Here is a 16,162-nt window from a genome sequence, read left to right as displayed (position 1 = left end):
CGGACGCCACGCGGGCGTGGGGGGCAGATCAGGAGCAACTCAAACTCGAGGCCCCCCGGAAGACCCCCGGACCATCAACTCCCCCCGGATCGCCGCAATCCCTCCCGGCGGCGGCTCCTCCCGGCCCATCGCGATCCGCCCGGCCCGAGCCCCCGCCTCCCCCAACGGCAATCGCACGGTCGTCAGCGCGGGCACCGCGTCCACACTGAACGGCAGATCGTCGAACCCGGCGACCGACACGTCCTCCGGAATCCGCAGCCCCGACTCCCGCAGCGCCGCACACGCCCCCAGCGCGACGGAGTCGTTCGCCGCCACCACGGCCGTGAGCGACGGATCCCGCCGCAGCAGCTCCAGCGTCGCCTCGTACCCCGCCTGCCGGTCGTACCGCCCCCACACCGTCCACCGCGGATCCTCCTCGATCCCGGCCGCGGCCAGCGCGGAGCGATGCCCCTCCAGCCGGTGCCGGGTGGTCGTCCGCTCCTCCGGTCCCGCGATGTAGCCGAGGCGCCGGTGCCCGAGCCCGATCAGGTGCTCGGTCAGCCGCTGCCCGCCGCCACGGTTGTCGAAGGTCAGCGCGATCGCGCCGGTGTCCGGCGCCGGCGGCCGCCCGCACAGCACCACCCGCGTCCCCGCCTCCGCCAGCTTCCGCAGCTTCGACGCCACGGCCGCCGCGTGCGGCTCGTTCTCCACGGCCCCACCGGTCAGGATGACGGCCGCCGCCCGCTGCCGCTGCAACAGGGTCAGATACGTCAGCTCGCGCTCCGGCGATCCCCCGGTGTTGCAGACCACCGCCAGCCGCTCGCCCCCGGCCCGGCCGCCCGGCCCCCCGATCTCCGCCTGGATCGCGCTCGCCATGATCCCGAAGAAGGGATCGGCGATGTCGTTGACGAGGATTCCCACCAGGTCGGACGTCGCCGCGGCCAGCGCGCTCGCCGGACCGTTCAGTACGTAGTCCAGCTCGTCGACCGCCTTCAGCACCCGCTCACGGGTGGAGGCTGCCACGGGGTAGTTCCCGTTCAGCACGCGCGACACCGTCGCGGGCGAGACCTGCGCGCGGGCCGCCACGTCCGCCAGGGTCACCGTCATCTCGTCGTCCTCCGGTCGCGCATCGCTTCGTCGTTGGCCGGGCAGCCTTGGGGAGGCGTCCCGGCGGGGTTTCCTTCGCGGAGGTGTCCCAAGGAGCAGACCATACGGCCCCAGCCCCCCATTGTTCGCCCCCTCGAACAACTCGACCCCGTCACAGCCTTGTACAGACCACCGGTCAGAGGCTAGCTTCTTCTTGGATAGAAAGCGCTTGCTGCATAGGTGGCTAGGGCGAACGAAGGGACAGCACGTGACACGCAAGACGGTGCGCATCGCCATGAACGGCGTGACCGGACGCATGGGCTACCGCCAGCATCTGGTCCGCTCCATCCTGGCCATCCGCGAGCAGGGCGGCCTCGACCTCGGCGACGGCACCGTGCTGTGGCCCGAGCCGATCCTGGTCGGCCGCCGCGAGCACGCCCTCAGGGCACTCGCCGAACAGCACGGCCTGGCTCCGGAGAACATCTCGACCGACGTCGACGCGGTCCTCGCCGACCCCACCGTCGACATCTACTTCGACGCCCAGGTGACCTCGGCCCGCGAGGAGGCGATCAAGAAGGCGATCGCCGCGGGCAAGCACATCTACACCGAGAAGCCGACGGCCACCGGTCTGGACGGTGCCCTGGAACTCGCGCGGCTGGCGAACGACGCCGGCATCAAGCACGGCGTCGTCCAGGACAAGCTCTTCCTCCCGGGCCTGCTCAAGCTCAAGCGCCTGATCGACGGCGGCTTCTTCGGCCGGATCCTGTCCGTCCGCGGCGAGTTCGGCTACTGGGTCTTCGAGGGCGACTGGCAGACCGCCCAGCGCCCGTCGTGGAACTACCGCTCCGAGGACGGCGGCGGCATCGTCGTCGACATGTTCCCGCACTGGGAGTACGTGCTGCACGAGCTGTTCGGCCGGGTGAAGTCCGTCCAGGCCATCGCCACCACCCACATCCCGCAGCGCTGGGACGAGAACGACAAACCCTACGACGCCACCGCCGACGACGCCGCCTACGGCATCTTCGAGCTCGACGGCGGCGCGATCGCCCAGATCAACTCCAGCTGGGCGGTGCGCGTGAACCGCGACGAGCTCGTCGAGTTCCAGGTCGACGGCACGGAGGGCTCGGCGGTCGCCGGCCTGCGCAACTGCCGTGTCCAGCACCGGTCGTTGACCCCCAAGCCGGTCTGGAACCCCGACATCCCCGCCACCTACTCCTTCCGCGACCAGTGGCAGGAGGTCCCGGACAACGACGAGTTCGACAACGGCTTCAAGGCCCAGTGGGAGCTGTTCCTGCGGCACGTCTACGCCGACGCCCCCTACCACTGGGACCTCCTGGCCGGCGCCCGCGGCGTCCAGCTCGCCGAACTGGGCCTGAAGTCCTCGGCGGAGGGCGTCCGTCTCGACGTACCGGAGATCGCGCTGTGACCATCCGACTCCCGGACTTCCAGGGAGGGTTGAGGTCGTACGACCCCCGACCCGAACCCCTCGCCGTCACCCCCGGCACCCCCTTCACCTCTCGTACGGTCTTCTCGGCGGCCCATGTCGTCGCGGACCCCCTCGCCGACGTGTCGCCCGACTCGCCCGCCGCCGTCGACTGGGACGCCACCCTCGCCTTCCGCCGCCACCTGTGGTCCCACGGGCTCGGCGTCGCGGAGGCGATGGACACCGCCCAGCGCGGCATGGGCCTGGACTGGGCGGGCGCGGCCGAGCTGATCCGGCGAAGTGCCGCGGAGGCCAAGGCGGTCGGCGGCCTGATCGCCTGCGGCGTCGGCACCGACCAGCTCACCGGCCCGGCGACCCTCGCCGAGGTCCGGGCGGCCTACGAGGAGCAGCTCGCCCTCGTCGAGGCGTCCGGCGCGCGGGCCATCCTCATGGCCTCCCGCGCGCTGGCCGCCGCGGCCGCCGGCCCCGAGGACTACCTGGAGGTCTACGGCCACCTGCTGAGCCAGGCCACCGAGCCGGTGGTCCTGCACTGGCTGGGCCCGATGTTCGACCCGGCCCTGGAGGGCTACTGGGGCTCGTCCGACCTGGACACGGCCACCGACACCTTCCTGGAGGTCATCGCCGCCCATCCCGACAAGGTCGACGGCATCAAGGTGTCGCTCCTGGAGGCTCAGCGGGAGATCGACATCCGGCGCCGCCTCCCGAAGGGCGTCCGCTGCTACACCGGCGACGACTTCAACTACCCCGAGCTGATCTCCGGCGACGAGCAGGGCTTCAGCCACGCCCTGCTCGGCATCTTCGACCCGCTGGGCCCGCTGGCCGCGGAGGCGGTACGGGTCCTGGACACGGGGGACGTGGCCGGTTTCCGCGGCTTGCTGGACCCCACGGTCGAGCTGTCCCGCCACCTCTTCCAGACCCCGACCCGCTTCTACAAGACCGGCGTCGTCTTCCTCGCCTGGCTCGCGGGCCACCAGTCGCACTTCACCATGGTCGGCGGCCTCCAGTCGGCCCGCTCCCTCCCGCACTTCGCCCGCGCCTACGAACTCGCCGACGGACTGGGCCTGTTCCCGGACCCGAAGCTGGCGGAGGAGCGGATGAAGACCCTGCTCGCCCTGTACGGAGTGAACCAGTGACGACCGGAGACCTCTCCCGCTTCTCCGTCAACCAGATGACGGTGAAGCAGCTGTCGATGCCCGAACTGGTCGACGCCTGCCTGGAGTTCGGCGTCCCGGGCGTCGGCCTGTGGCGCGAACCCGTCCAGTCGTACGGTGTGGAGGCGACCGCCAAGCTGGTCCGCGACGCGGGCCTGACGGTCACCACCCTGTGCCGCGGCGGCTTCTTCACGGCGATCGACCCGGCCGAGCGGGCCGCCGCCCTGGCCGACAACCGCCGCGCGATCGACGAGGCGGCGACGCTCGGCACGGAGGTGCTGGTCCTGGTGTCGGGCGGCCTGCCCGCCGGCTCCAAGGACCTGCACGGAGCCCGGGAACGCATCGCCGACGCGCTGGCCGAGCTCGGCCCGTACGCGGAGGACCATGGGGTGAAGCTGGCCATCGAGCCGCTCCACCCGATGTACGCCGCCGACCGCTGTGTGGTCTCGACGCTCACCCAGGCCCTCGACCTGGCGGAACGCTTCCCGGCCCACCAGGTCGGCGTCACCGTGGACACGTACCACATCTGGTGGGACGACAACGCGCCCGCGCAGATCGCGCGGGCCGGCGCGGGCGGCCGTATCCACACCTTCCAACTCGCCGACTGGACCACCCCGTTGCCGGAGGGTGTGCTCAACGGCCGCGGGCAGATCGGGGACGGCTCGATCGACATGCGGGAGTGGAAGGGGTACGTGGAGGCGGCCGGCTACACCGGTCCCATCGAGGTCGAGCTGTTCAACGACGGCCTCTGGGCCAGGGACGGCCGCGAGGTGCTGGCGGAGACGGCCCGCCGCTTCGTCGAGCACGCGACCTGACGAATCCAATTGTGAGGACACCTTCACACAGGTCTCGCTAATCAATGCAGTTCACGGCGTATCGGCTCATTCGAATTCCTGTGATTGGGCTGTCAATTCAATTCTTTCTAACCAGAGGGAACCGAGTCTGACCTGCATGTGTCTATAGGATCAGGCTCGCCGCAGGGGCCGGGTAAAGCTTCCGGAATTTGCGGCCGAATTGACATCCCCTATCACAGGAAAAGGAGTTCGCTGTGAACGTGCGTATTGCAGCCGTCGCCGTCCTCTCCGCCGCCGCGGTCGCGACCGGTGCCACCGCCGCCGTCGCCGCCCCGGCGCCCGCGCCGGCCATCACCGTCAAGGCGAGCAAGACCGCCGTCAAGCTGGGCGACGTCGTCACCTTCACCGGCAAGACCACCGGGGTGAAGGAAGGCAGCAAGGTGACGCTCCAGCTCAAGGACGGCAAGAAGTGGGTCGCCCTGCCCGCGACCACCAAGGTCAGCAAGAGCGCCTACAAGCTGACCGACAAGTTCGAGAAGAAGGGCGTCGAGGTCCTGCGCGTCAAGGACGGCGACGCGATCTCCAAGACGGTGACGATCACCGTCAAGTGACGGCGGCCACAACTCGCTGACACCCCATGAACCCTGCCCCACCCCGTCCGATCCGGGGTGGGGCAGGTTCGTAGATTGTCCGTCACATCGGCTGGACCTGCCCAGAGGCGTATGCAGAATGTGATCTCGTGAGCCAGAGCCCCGGACCCGTCGCCGCCCTCTACCGCTACCCCGTGAAGTCGATGCTCGGCGAGCGCCTGGACGCCGTCCGGGTCACCGACCGTGGTCTGACCGGCGACCGCGGGTACGCGCTCCTCGACGAGGAGACGGGGAAGGTGGCGAGTGCCAAGTCCCCGCGCCTGTGGCGGCAGTTGCTCACCTGCACGGCGACGCTCACCCGGACGGGCCCGCGCATCACGGCCCCCGACGGCACCGAACTCCCCGACGCCGACGCCCTCTCGGCCCTCCTCGGCCGCAAGGTCACCCTCACCGACGTACCCCCACCGGACGGCGCGCTGGACCGCTCCCGACCGGACGAGGTGCTGGCGGCGGGCCTGGAGGCCCAAGTCACCGCCGACATCGTCCAGTTCGGCTCGGCCTCCCCGCCCGGCACCTTCTTCGACTTCGCGCCGGTGCACCTGATCACGACGTCGACGCTGGCCCGGATCGCCGAGCTGAGCCCGAGGGGGACGGCGGAGCCGGAACGCTACCGCCCCAACCTCCTCATCGACACGGGCGAGGGCGAGGGCGAGGGCGACGGCAACGGCAACGGCTTCGTGGAGCATGCCTGGATGGGCGAAGAGCTGCACATCGGCGGGGAGCTGACCCTCCGCGTCATCGCCTCGACGCCTCGCTGCGCCGTCCCCACCCTCGCCCACGGCCACCTGCCCCGCGACCCCGACGCCCTCCGCGTCCCGGCCCGCCACAACCGGGTACCGGCCCTTCCGGGACGGGCGGCGGAGCCGTGCGCCGGGGTGTACGCGCAGGTGGTACGGGGCGGATGGGTACGGGAGGGCGACACCGTCCGGATCTGACGGCCGCGGCGCCCGCGGACACGCCGTTGGGCCCGCCGGTTCTCAGCCGCCCCGTACCGCGCGGCGCAGCACCTCGGCGCCGAGTTCGAGCGTGGCGTCGCGGGTGGCCGTGCCCAGGAGATCCGTGTGGATGGGGCCGCCGGCGGCGAGATGACGGTCGTAGGGCAGGACGACGACGCTGACGCCGGTCTCCTTCAGGTGCGCGCGGGCCGCCTTCACGTCCAGGGTCGTGTCGGGGGAGTGCGCGGTGAGCGCGACGACGGTCGTGGACAGCGCGGAGTGCGGCAACTGGCCCAGCCAGTCGAGGACTTTACGGGTGCCGCCGACGCCCTCGGCGGTCGTCGGCGCGACCACGACCCGGGCGTGGGCGGTGTCCATCGCGGTACGGGCGACATCGCCGGGCAGGGTCTCGCAGTCGACGACGGTGACGGCGAAGTAGCGGCGCAGGGCGAGCGTCACGGTCCGGTAGGTCCGTACGTCGAGGGGTGCGCCGACCCGTCCCTGGCTGGCCGGCAGCAGCCACCCGCCGTTCGACACGGGCACCAAGTAGCCGATGACGTCGGTCAGTTGCATGGCCGGGGTGAGGATCCGGGCGAGGTCGGCACAGGACCAGCGCACCGACTCGGCCCCCATTCGCACCGGCAGCGTCCCGAGCGCGGCGTCGGCCTCCAGGGTGAGCACCGGATCGTGCCGGTAGTGGTTGAAGGTACGCCCGAGCAGCGCGGCCACGGTCGACTTCCCGACGCCCCCGCGGATGGAGGTGACGGCGATGACCCGCCCGGTCGTCACGGGCTGCTGCAACTCCCGTGCGACACGCGTCTGTTCGGCCACGTCCTGCGAGACGGAGGAAGTGAGCCGACGGAGGGTGCGGGTGGTCCGGTGGGCGAGCGAGTCACCGTGATGGGGCCGACCGAGGGCGAGGGCCAGACGGGGGTCGAGGGTGCGGACGGATTCGGGGGAGGGGAGGGGGACGGCGGGGGTTGAGGTGGTGCGGGGGGCGGGTGGCCCGGGGGTGGTTGCGGGTCTGGAACTGGGGGTGGGGGCGGGGGGTGCCGGCGTGGGGGCCGGGGGTACAGGGGCGGCTGGAGTCGGGGCTATGGGGGTGGCGGCAATCGGGGCCGGGTGCGCGGGGGTGGCGGCCAGGGGGGCAACCGGGTGCGGGGGAAGGGGGCGAGCGGCGGGGTGGGCGCGGGTGCGGAGGGCATGGCTGTGGAGTGAGCCGGTGCCGGTGCCGGTGCCGTGGGCGCGGGAGCGGGCGGCGGGAGCGGGTAGCCCATGGCAGGCGTGGGTGGGGAGGCGGTGGTCTGCACGGGGTGGTGCTGGGCAGGCGGGACGGCAGGCGGGAGCGGCAGCGCATGTTCGGCGACCGGACCGGCCTGCTCGGCGGCCTCCGACGACCTCACGAGCCGCAGCGCAGGCTCGGCCGGTTCGACCACCTGCGGCCCCGGCCCCTCGGCCACACCGCCCTGCGCCAAAACCCCGCGCCCCTGCGCCTCTTCAAGCTGCCGCAGCACTTCGAGCTGCCAGTCGCCACCGCCGTGCGCGGCACCACTACCGCCGGCCTCACCACCGCCGTGCGCGGCACCACCACCGTAGGCATCGCCGCCGCCGCCGTCGCCCCGCGCCCCGCCCTGCCAGTCCCCGGCGTCCACACCCTCCCGCGCCCGTTCCTGACCCCGTTCCCCCTGACCCTCACCCATGCCGTCCCGTCTCCTAAGCGAAGGTGTCGAGCAGCCGCCCGTACACGCCGAAGACCCCGATGAGCAGCGGCAGCAGCGCGCTGACCCCGGCGGACTCCAGCAGGTCACCCGCCCTCCGCAGTCGTACCCGTACACCTTCGCCGGGCTTCACGACGAGCCCGGCGAGCGTCACCACGGCCAGCACCACCAGCACGGCGACCGCCCCGCCCGCCCCGGCCCGTTCCGCCCACGCGCTCAACAGCCGTACCGTCACCAGTGAACCGCCCGCCAGCAGCACCACGACCTCGGCCGCCAGCGGAAAGGCCCTGGCCCGCAGCGCCATCACCACCGCCGTGACCGCGGCGAGCAGCACCGTCCACACCGTCGGCGCCCGTAGCACCCACACAGCGGCCGCCGCCCCGCACCCGGTCACCACGACCGTGGCGAGCACCAGCCCGCGATGAGCTGCGGCCAGCGCCGAGGACGCCTGGTGCAGGCTCACCGAGACCCCGCCGGCCCGCCGGTCGTCGAGTCCCGCCAACCCGGAGGCCATGAGCGCCAGCCGAGGCAGCACACCGAGGCCGACGACGGACACGACGGCGAGTACCGCCCCGACCCGCGCCTGTTGTACGTCCGTCGAAGCCCCCGACTGAAGGGCGACGACCGCCTCCCAGGCGAGCACGAAGACCGCCACGGCGGCGGCCCCGACCAGCCCGCCACGCCCCAACCCAGTGAAGAGCCCCAGCAGTACGAGGGTCACGACCCCCACGGCGGACAGCACGGCCACGTGCGCCGGCAACGACCACCCCCAGGAGTCCGCGAGCGCGGAACCCCCGACCACCCCCAGCACCCCGGCGACACACAGCAAGGTCGCCCCGAGCCCACGCGGCTCCCGCCCGACCGACGCCCCCGCGAGTCCGGCGACGACAGCCACGGCGAACAGCACACCCGCGACGACACCGGCCCCGTACGCGGAACCGGCGAACATGCCGGCCGCACCGGCCCAGCCCACCGCGAGCACCCCCGCGGCGACGCGCCCCGCACCCGGTCCCTCGACGGGCCCGTCGGTCACCTCGGACGAAGCGCCCCCGACCCGCACGAGCCGCAGCACCGCCCCGTCCAGCACACCCGCGGACTCAAGGCTGCTGTCATGATCGAGCGCGGCCCCGTCCACGGTCACGAGCCGCCGTTCACCGGCGCCATCGTCCAGCACTCGCAGAATCTCGGGCATCAGCGCCCCGACCGGCTCCCGCGCCGGCAACACGAGATCGATACGCCGCCGCTCCCCGACCAGGGTGACGCGACTCAGAACGACCGCGGTCCCACTGGCCGCCGTACGACTCAAGGCCCCCGCAGACATCACGTGCCCGAACTTATCACCGGCTGGTCAGCGAACCAGCGGCCTCGGCGCCCCCGCCCGAAGGCTGCACAGACTCCCCCCGAAAAAATTCTCAGGATGCCGTGCAACCCTTCCCCCACCTCGCGGGTCGTACTTGGCATCAGGACTCTTGGAGGGGGATCTGGGGGGATCGCGGGGGTTCTGATGTTGGAGGGGAAAAGCCGAGGGGGCCCGGTCGACGGATCGGGCCCCCTCGAATTCAGAAGAACACTCCGCACTTCAGCAGCACGTTCGCGTACGGCTGTGCCTCGCCCGTCCGTACCACCAGCCGCGCCCCCGCCGACAGCTCCTTGAGCTTCTCGTGCGAGACGAGTTCGAGGTCCGGGAACTCGTCCTCCAGGAGCGAGGTGGCCGAGGGATTGGCCGCGCGGATCTCCCGCGCCGCCGTGGCGCCCTCCACCACCAGCTCCGCCAGCAGCCCGTCCAGCACCTCCGCGAACGACGGCACCCCGGCCCGGAACGCCAGGTCCACGACCCTCGGTCCCGCCGGTATCGGCATGCCCGCGTCGCAGACCAGCACCCCGTCGCCGTGGCCGAGTTCGGCGAGCGCCCCGGAGAGATGACGGTTCAGGATCCCCGCCTTCTTCACAGTGCCTCGACCTCCTGCGCGGTCGGGAAGGACACCTGCGCGCCCTCCCTGGTCACGGCGGCCGCTCCGACGCGGGCCGCGTAGGCAGCGGCCTCGGCCAGCGACGCCCCCGCGCCCAGCCGGAACGCCAGCGCCGCCGTGAAGGCGTCGCCCGCACCCGTCGTATCCACCGCGTCGACCTTCACCGAAGGCACCCGCTCGACCCCGTCCGCGGAGGCCACCAGCGCCCCCTCCGCGCCCAGGGTGACCACGACCGAGCGCGGGCCCTTGGCGAGCAGGAGGCGCGCCCAGTCCTCGGGTCGGTCGGAGACACACGCCTCGCCCAGGACCACCTTCGCCTCGTGCTCGTTGACGATCAGCGGGTCGCAGGCCGCCAGCAGCTCGGAGGGGAGCGGGCGGGGCGGGGACGGGTTGAGGACGAAGCGGCTTTCGGCGGACAGGTTGCGTACCACCTCCACCACCGTCTCCAGCGGGATCTCCAGTTGCGTGGAGACCACCTTCGAGGCCTGGAAGAGGCTCGCGGCGGCCCGGACGTCGCCCGGCGCCAGCTTCCCGTTCGCGCCCGGCGACACCACGATGCTGTTGTCCCCGGACGGGTCCACGGTGATCAGTGCGACCCCGGTCGGCGCCCCGCCCACCAGCACGCCCACCGTGTCGACCCCGGCCGCCCGCTGCGAGTCGAGCAGCAGCCGGCCGTGCGTGTCGTCGCCGACCCTGGCCAGCAGGACCGTACGGGCCCCGAGGCGGGCGGCGGCGACCGCCTGGTTGGCGCCCTTGCCGCCGGGGTGGACGGCGAGGTCACCGCCGAGCACCGTCTCGCCGGCGGCCGGCCGCCGCTCGACCGCGATCACCAGGTCGGCGTTGGCCGAACCGACGACCAGGAGGTCGTAGTCGTACATGAGAGAAACTCCCCAGATAAGTGACTTGGGGCGGACGGTCCCCCTGACCGCCCGCCCGTTCCCCGTCGTCAGCCGCTGAAGCCGGCCACGTTCTCCTTCGTGACCACCTTCACCGGCACCTTCACCGTCTCCTCGACCTTCTTGCCCTGAAGGGCCTTGAGCGCGTTGTCCACAGCGATCCTGCCCAGCTGCGACGGCTGCTGCGCCACCGACGCGTACAGCGTGCCCTTCTCAACGGCCGTCAGGCCGTCCGGAGTTCCGTCGAAGCCGATGACCTGCACCGACTTGCCGGCCTTGGAGCCCAGCGCCTTGATCGCGCCGAGCGCCATCTCGTCGTTGGCGGCGATGACGCCCTGGACGTCCGGGTGGGCCTGGAGCAGGTTCGACATCACGTCGAGGCCCTTGGTGCGGTCGAAGTCGGCGGGCTGCTGGGCGACGACCTGGATGCCCGGGTAGGCCTTGAGTCCGGCGGCGAAACCGGCCGCGCGCTCCCGGGCGGCCGACGTACCCGCCTGGCCCTGAAGGATCACGATCTTGCCCTTGCCGCCCAGCTTCTCGCCGAGGGTCCGCGCGGCGAGTTCACCGCCCTTGACGTTGTCGGAGGCCACAAGGGCGTCCACGGTCGCCTTGTTGACGCCGCGGTCGACCGCGATGACCGGGATCTTCGCCTTGTCGGCGGCCTTCACGGAGTTGCCCGCCGCGTCCGAGTCCACCGGGTTGACGATGATCGCGCCGAGGTTCGAACTGGTGAAGTTCTGCAGCTGGTTGGCCTGCTGCGAGGCGTCGTTCTGCGCGTCGGTGACGGTCAGGTCGATGCCCAGCTTCTTCGCCTCGGCCTGTGCGCCGGAGCGGATCTGCACGAAGAAGGGGTTGTTGAGGGTGGAGAGGGACAGGCCCATCTTCGGCGTGGTGGAGGACGAACCGCCGTTGTGGAGGAAGGAGGTCGCGCCGACGAGCGCCACGGTGACGACCGCCGCGAGCGCGTACGTCCCCGCCTGCTTGCCCTTGCCGCCACCCGCAGCGGCGGCGAGCGGGGTCGCCCCCGCCTTGCGCCGCAGCGTGTCGAGGAGCACGGCCAGCGCGATGACGACACCGATGACGACCTGCTGCCAGAAGGCGGAGACATTGAGCAGGTTCAGGCCGTTCCTGAGCACCGCCAGGATCAGCGCGCCGATGAACGTGCCGGACGCCTTGCCCGTGCCGCCGGCCAGGGAGGCGCCGCCGATGACGACCGCGGCGATGGCGTCCAGCTCGTAGCCGTCGGCGGCCTGCGGCTGCGCGGAGGAGAGCCGGGAGGCGAGGACGATGCCGGCGACCGCGGCGAAGACACCCGACAGCGCGTAGATCGCGAGCTTCTGCTTCTTGACCCGGAGACCGGACAGCCGCGCGGCCTCTTCATTGCCGCCGATCGCGTACATGGAGCGGCCGATGTACGTCCGTCCGAGCACGAAGGCCGCGATGAGCCCCATGACGACCATCACGAGGACCGGCACCGGCAGCCAGCCGCCGAGCGTGTCGCCGAGGTGCGAGACCGAGTCCGGGAAGGGGATCGGGGAGCCCTCGGAGATGACCAGGGACAGACCGCGGGCCACCGACAGCATGGCCAGCGTCGCGATGAACGGGGGCAGTTTGCCGTATGCGATGAGGAAACCGTTGACGAGACCGGCCGCTATGCCGGTGGCGACGGCCAGGATCACGGCGAGGAAGACCGGGACGCCGTGCGAAGTGGCGCTCCAGGCGAGGACGGTGGCGGAGAGGGCGGCCACCGAGCCGACCGAGAGGTCGATGCCCGCCGAGACGATCACGAAGGTGACGCCGAAGGCGAGGACGGCGGTCACGGCCGCCTGGACGCCGACGTTGAGCAGGTTGTCGGTGGTCAGGAAGTCCCCTGACATCGCCGACAGGGCGATGACCAGGACGATCAGCGCGGTGAGCGCGCCGTTGTCGAGGAGCAGGCGGCGCAGGCCGCTGGTGGTGCTGCCGGCGCCCGCCCGGCTCTTGAGCGTGTCAGTGGCCACGGCTGGCCTCCGTTTCGGTCTTCTCGTTCGTGGGGTTGCTGACGGCGAGGGCCATCACGGCGTCCTGGGTGGCGTCGGCGGCGGCGAGTTCGCCCGCGATCCGCCCCTGGGCCATCACCAGCACCCGGTCGCTCATGCCGAGCACCTCGGGCAGATCGCTGGAGATCATCAGTACGGCGGCCCCGGCGGCCGTCAGTTCGTTGATCAGCTGGTAGATCTCGACCTTGGCGCCGACGTCGATGCCACGGGTCGGCTCGTCGAGGATGAGCACCTTGGTGTCGGCGAGGAGCCACTTGCCGATGACGACCTTCTGCTGGTTGCCGCCGGACAACGTCCGTACGTGCTGCCCGAGTCCGGCCATCCGCACCCCGAGCTGCCCGGCGATCCGCGCGGCGGCCTCGTGCTGCCCCTTGAGATCGACGAGCCCCGCGCGGGTGGCGGCCCGCATGGTCACGAGCCCGAGGTTCTCCTCGACGGTCTGGTCGAGCACCAGCCCCTGCCCCTTGCGGTCCTCGGGCACCAGGCCGATCCCCGCGGCCATCGCGGCATTGACGTCATGCCCCTTGAGCCGCGCCCCGGAGACCTTCACGTCCCCCTTGTCGTACGGATCCGCCCCGAACACGGCCCGCACGACCTCGGTCCGCCCGGCCCCGACGAGCCCCGCGATGCCGACGACCTCACCGGCGTGCACCTCGAAGCCGACGTCGTGGAAGACCCCGTCCCGGGTCAGCCCCTCGACGGTGAGCAACGCGCCGCCCTTCTCGGGCACTTCACGCGGGTACTGCTGCTCGATCGACCGCCCCACCATGAGCCGTACCAGCTCGTCCTCGGTGGTCGTGGCGGGCACCTGCCCGACGGACTTCCCGTCCCGGATGACCGTGACGCGATCCCCCAGGGCGGCGATCTCCTCCAGGTGATGGGTGATGAACACGACCCCCACCCCGTCCGCGCGCAGCTGCCGCACGATGACGAAGAGCTTCTCCACCTCCTCGGAGGTGAGCACGGCGGTGGGTTCGTCCATGATGAGCACGCGCGCGTTCAGGCTGAGCGCCTTCGCGATCTCGACCATCTGGAGGCGCGCGATGCCGAGTTCACGTACCCGCGCGCGTGGCGACACATTGACCCCGACGCGCTTGAGCAGCACCTCGGCGTCGGCCTCCATCGTCTTCCGGTCGATCATCCCGTAGCGGCGCGGCTGCCGCCCCAGGAAGATGTTCTCGGCGACCGTCAGGTCGGGTACGAGGTTGAACTCCTGGTAGATGGTGGCGATGCCGAGCCGCTCGGCGTCCTGCGCCCCGCGGATGTGCACCTCCTCGCCGTCCACCAGGACGCGGCCCTCGTCGGGGTGGTAGGCGCCCGACAGCATCTTGATCAGCGTGCTCTTGCCGGCGCCGTTCTCACCGAGCAGCACGTGCACCTCGCCCCGGCGCAGGTCGAAGTCGACGCCGTCGAGCGCGACCACGCCGGGGAAGGACTTCCGGATGCCTTCGATGCGCAGCAACTCGTCCCGGTTGCTCACGACTTGCTCCTTCGTACTGGGATGGCGTCCTCGCCGCAGGAGCGGCGGACGACGAGACGGGCGGGGAGGGTGACGGACTGCGGGGGCCGTCCCTCGATGCGGTCGACCAGGGCGCGTACGGCGGCCCGGCCCAGTTCGCCCGTGGGCTGGGCGATCGCGGTGATCGGCGGATCGGTGTGCACGAACCACGGGATGTCGTCGAAGGCGGCCAGTGCTATGTCACATGGCACTGACAGCCCCCGCGCCCGGATCGCGTCCAGCGCGCCGAGCGCCATCAGGTTGTCGGCGGCGAAGACGACCTCGGGCGGCTCGGGCAGGTCGAGGAACCCCTCGGTGACCCGCCGCCCGCTCTCGGCCTGGAAGTCGCCCTGCCCGATGTAGGCGTCGGGCAGATCCAGGCCGTACGCCTGGAGCGCCTCCCGGAAGGCCGCCACACGCTCCTGTCCGGTCGTGGTGGCCGCCGGCCCCGCGATGATCGCGAGCCGCCGGTGCCCGAGCCGGTGCAGATGCGCGACGAGGTCCCGAACGGCGGCCCGCCCGTCGGCCCGCACCACGGGCACGTCCACGCCCGGGATCCAGCGGTCGACGAACACCATGGGCGTCCCGGCCCGAGCGGCGTCCAGCATGAGCGGCGAGCCGCCGTCGGTGGGGGAGACGAGCAGTCCGTCGATACGGCGGTCCAGCAGCGTCCGTACGTGGTGGTCCTGGAGCTCGGGCCGCTCGTCGGCGTTCCCGATGATCACGCTGTAGCCGAGCGCGCGGGCCTCTTCCTCGACCGATCGGGCCAGCTCGGTGAAGTACGGGTTCATCACGTCGCTGATGACCAGCCCGAGGGTGTGGGTCTGGTCGGTGCGCAGCGAACGGGCGACGGCGTTCGGGCGGTAGCCCAGCGCCTCGACGGCGGCCAGCACGCGTGCACGTGCGTCGGCGCTGACCGACGGATGGTCGTTCAGGACCCGCGACACCGTGGCGACGGAGACGCCCGCCTCGGCAGCGACGTCCTTGATGCTCGCCATCGCCGCCCCACCTCCTCGTGGAATCGATTACACGGCTCTGTGTATCGAGGATTGGAATCGATTACACGGCGGTGACGCAAGGCCTTGAGACCGGATCGTGATGTTCGCCGGTGTGCGGGGGCGGGGCGGCGCTTTAATCGCCTCTACGGGCAGCGGCCGGGGCCCGGTCCGAACTGTCGTGCCGGGAGAGGGAGTTGGGTATGAAGGCAGACAACATCGACGAGGTCGTGGACGGTCTCGTCGGGATCGTGGGGGAGGCCCGCCGGGCCGGTGACCGGGTCGGCTACTTCGCGGCGCTGTACCGGCAGGTGACGGTGGAGGTCCGGGCCGCCATTCGTGCCGGGCAGTTCGAGGACGGCGCCCGGATGGACCGCTTCGACACGCACTTCGGCAACCGCTACTTCGAGGCGTACGACGCCTGGCGCCGGGACCGGAGTGGGCCGCGCTGCTGGCGGGAGACGTTCGGGCTGCTGGACGACGCCGACACGATCATCGTCCAGCACCTGCTGCTGGGCGTGAACGCGCACATCAACCTGGACCTGGCCGTGGCGGCGGCGCGCACGAGCCCGGGCGCGGACATCCGGGCGCTGCGCCACGACTTCCTGCTGATCAACGACATCCTCGCGAGGGTGGTGCTGGCGGTGCAGGACTCGGTGGACTCCCTGTCGCCGTTCATGTCCCTGCTGGACAAGGTCGGCGGCCGCACGGACGAGCAGATCCTGGACTTCAGCATCCGCCAGTCCCGGGAGGAGGCCTGGTACAACGCGGTCCTGCTGGCCGGCCAGACCGAGGAGCAGCAGGCGACGACGATCGACCGCCTCGACATCAGGGCAGCCGTCCTGGCCCGGCTGATCGCCCGCCCGGGAGGCCTGGTCCGACCGGCCCTGGAGTTGATCCGCAGAACCGAGGAGGACGACGTGCCCACGGTCATCAGGCACCTGGACGGCGCGACGGGGGGTGCCTCGGCAGGCTAGCGGCGATCACGCCACCCCTGCCCCCCTTGC

The 16,162-nt window shown here is 71.6% G+C and carries 15 protein-coding genes; 6 read left to right on the top strand and 9 right to left on the bottom strand.

Features of this window, described 5'->3' with window-relative positions; translation table 11 throughout:
* Window positions 1–39: 39 nt before the first annotated feature.
* Window positions 40–1,086, bottom strand: a complete 1,047-nt coding sequence (locus ACQEWB_RS17810) for a LacI family DNA-binding transcriptional regulator (protein ID WP_432832027.1) — start codon at window positions 1,084–1,086, stop codon at window positions 40–42.
* A gap of 247 nt (window positions 1,087–1,333) precedes the next feature.
* Here ACQEWB_RS17810 and ACQEWB_RS17805 point away from each other — a divergent pair, with 247 nt between their 5' ends.
* The 5 genes from ACQEWB_RS17805 (at window position 1,334) to ACQEWB_RS17785 (ending at window position 6,039) form a co-directional block, all read left to right on the top strand.
* Entirely contained in the window at window positions 1,334–2,491 is a 1,158-nt protein-coding gene (locus ACQEWB_RS17805; RefSeq protein ID WP_432832025.1) for a Gfo/Idh/MocA family protein, read from the top strand.
* Window positions 2,488–3,642: a dihydrodipicolinate synthase family protein gene (locus ACQEWB_RS17800; RefSeq protein WP_432832023.1), complete on the top strand. Its 1,155-nt coding sequence runs from the start codon at window positions 2,488–2,490 to the stop codon at window positions 3,640–3,642. The genes ACQEWB_RS17805 and ACQEWB_RS17800 overlap by 4 nt, the downstream gene beginning before the upstream one ends.
* A gap of 35 nt (window positions 3,643–3,677) precedes the next feature.
* Complete coding sequence (locus tag ACQEWB_RS17795) at window positions 3,678–4,475, top strand: sugar phosphate isomerase/epimerase family protein (RefSeq protein ID WP_432843873.1); 798 nt, start codon at window positions 3,678–3,680, stop codon at window positions 4,473–4,475.
* A gap of 239 nt (window positions 4,476–4,714) precedes the next feature.
* Window positions 4,715–5,065: a hypothetical protein gene (locus tag ACQEWB_RS17790; RefSeq protein ID WP_432832021.1), complete on the top strand. Its 351-nt coding sequence runs from the start codon at window positions 4,715–4,717 to the stop codon at window positions 5,063–5,065.
* Between the two features lie 128 nt (window positions 5,066–5,193).
* The gene (locus ACQEWB_RS17785; protein WP_432832019.1) at window positions 5,194–6,039 is read left to right on the top strand and encodes an MOSC domain-containing protein; all 846 of its coding nucleotides are present in this window, start codon (window positions 5,194–5,196) and stop codon (window positions 6,037–6,039) included.
* 42 nt (window positions 6,040–6,081) lie between these two features.
* Here ACQEWB_RS17785 and ACQEWB_RS17780 read toward each other — a convergent pair whose 3' ends face one another.
* The 8 genes from ACQEWB_RS17780 to ACQEWB_RS17745 form a co-directional block, all read right to left on the bottom strand.
* Window positions 6,082–6,870, bottom strand: a complete 789-nt coding sequence (locus ACQEWB_RS17780) for a type VII secretion protein (protein ID WP_432832017.1) — start codon at window positions 6,868–6,870, stop codon at window positions 6,082–6,084.
* 263 nt (window positions 6,871–7,133) lie between these two features.
* A complete protein-coding gene (locus ACQEWB_RS17775; RefSeq protein WP_432832015.1) occupies window positions 7,134–7,739 on the bottom strand; it encodes a hypothetical protein in 606 nt (201 codons plus the stop codon).
* A 13-nt stretch (window positions 7,740–7,752) separates the two neighbouring features.
* Window positions 7,753–9,078 (bottom strand): EsaB/YukD family protein, encoded by a 1,326-nt coding sequence (locus tag ACQEWB_RS17770; protein ID WP_432832013.1) that lies wholly within the window; start codon window positions 9,076–9,078, stop codon window positions 7,753–7,755.
* 238 nt (window positions 9,079–9,316) lie between these two features.
* A complete protein-coding gene (rbsD, locus tag ACQEWB_RS17765) occupies window positions 9,317–9,706 on the bottom strand; it encodes a D-ribose pyranase (protein WP_432832011.1) in 390 nt (129 codons plus the stop codon).
* Complete coding sequence (locus ACQEWB_RS17760; protein WP_432832009.1) at window positions 9,703–10,605, bottom strand: ribokinase; 903 nt, start codon at window positions 10,603–10,605, stop codon at window positions 9,703–9,705. The genes rbsD and ACQEWB_RS17760 overlap by 4 nt, the downstream gene beginning before the upstream one ends.
* Window positions 10,606–10,673: 68 nt before the next feature.
* Window positions 10,674–12,623: an ABC transporter permease/substrate-binding protein gene (locus ACQEWB_RS17755; protein WP_432832007.1), complete on the bottom strand. Its 1,950-nt coding sequence runs from the start codon at window positions 12,621–12,623 to the stop codon at window positions 10,674–10,676.
* Window positions 12,613–14,142: a sugar ABC transporter ATP-binding protein gene (locus tag ACQEWB_RS17750; RefSeq protein WP_432832005.1), complete on the bottom strand. Its 1,530-nt coding sequence runs from the start codon at window positions 14,140–14,142 to the stop codon at window positions 12,613–12,615. Before ACQEWB_RS17750 ends, ACQEWB_RS17755 begins: the two co-directional genes overlap by 11 nt.
* Window positions 14,139–15,158: a LacI family DNA-binding transcriptional regulator gene (locus tag ACQEWB_RS17745; protein ID WP_432832003.1), complete on the bottom strand. Its 1,020-nt coding sequence runs from the start codon at window positions 15,156–15,158 to the stop codon at window positions 14,139–14,141. The genes ACQEWB_RS17750 and ACQEWB_RS17745 overlap by 4 nt, the downstream gene beginning before the upstream one ends.
* 200 nt (window positions 15,159–15,358) lie before the next feature.
* Between ACQEWB_RS17745 and ACQEWB_RS17740 the strand changes: the two genes are divergently transcribed.
* Window positions 15,359–16,132 carry a DUF5995 family protein gene (locus tag ACQEWB_RS17740; RefSeq protein WP_432832001.1) on the top strand — a complete coding sequence of 258 codons (774 nt, stop codon included), beginning with the start codon at window positions 15,359–15,361 and terminating at the stop codon, window positions 16,130–16,132.
* Window positions 16,133–16,162: the final 30 nt, after the last annotated feature.

This window comes from Streptomyces sp. CA-249302 (assembly GCF_050936785.1).
Lineage (GTDB): Bacteria > Actinomycetota > Actinomycetes > Streptomycetales > Streptomycetaceae > Streptomyces.
Note: the sequence above shows the minus strand (reverse complement) of the source record. Positions and strands in the feature narration are given on the sequence as shown.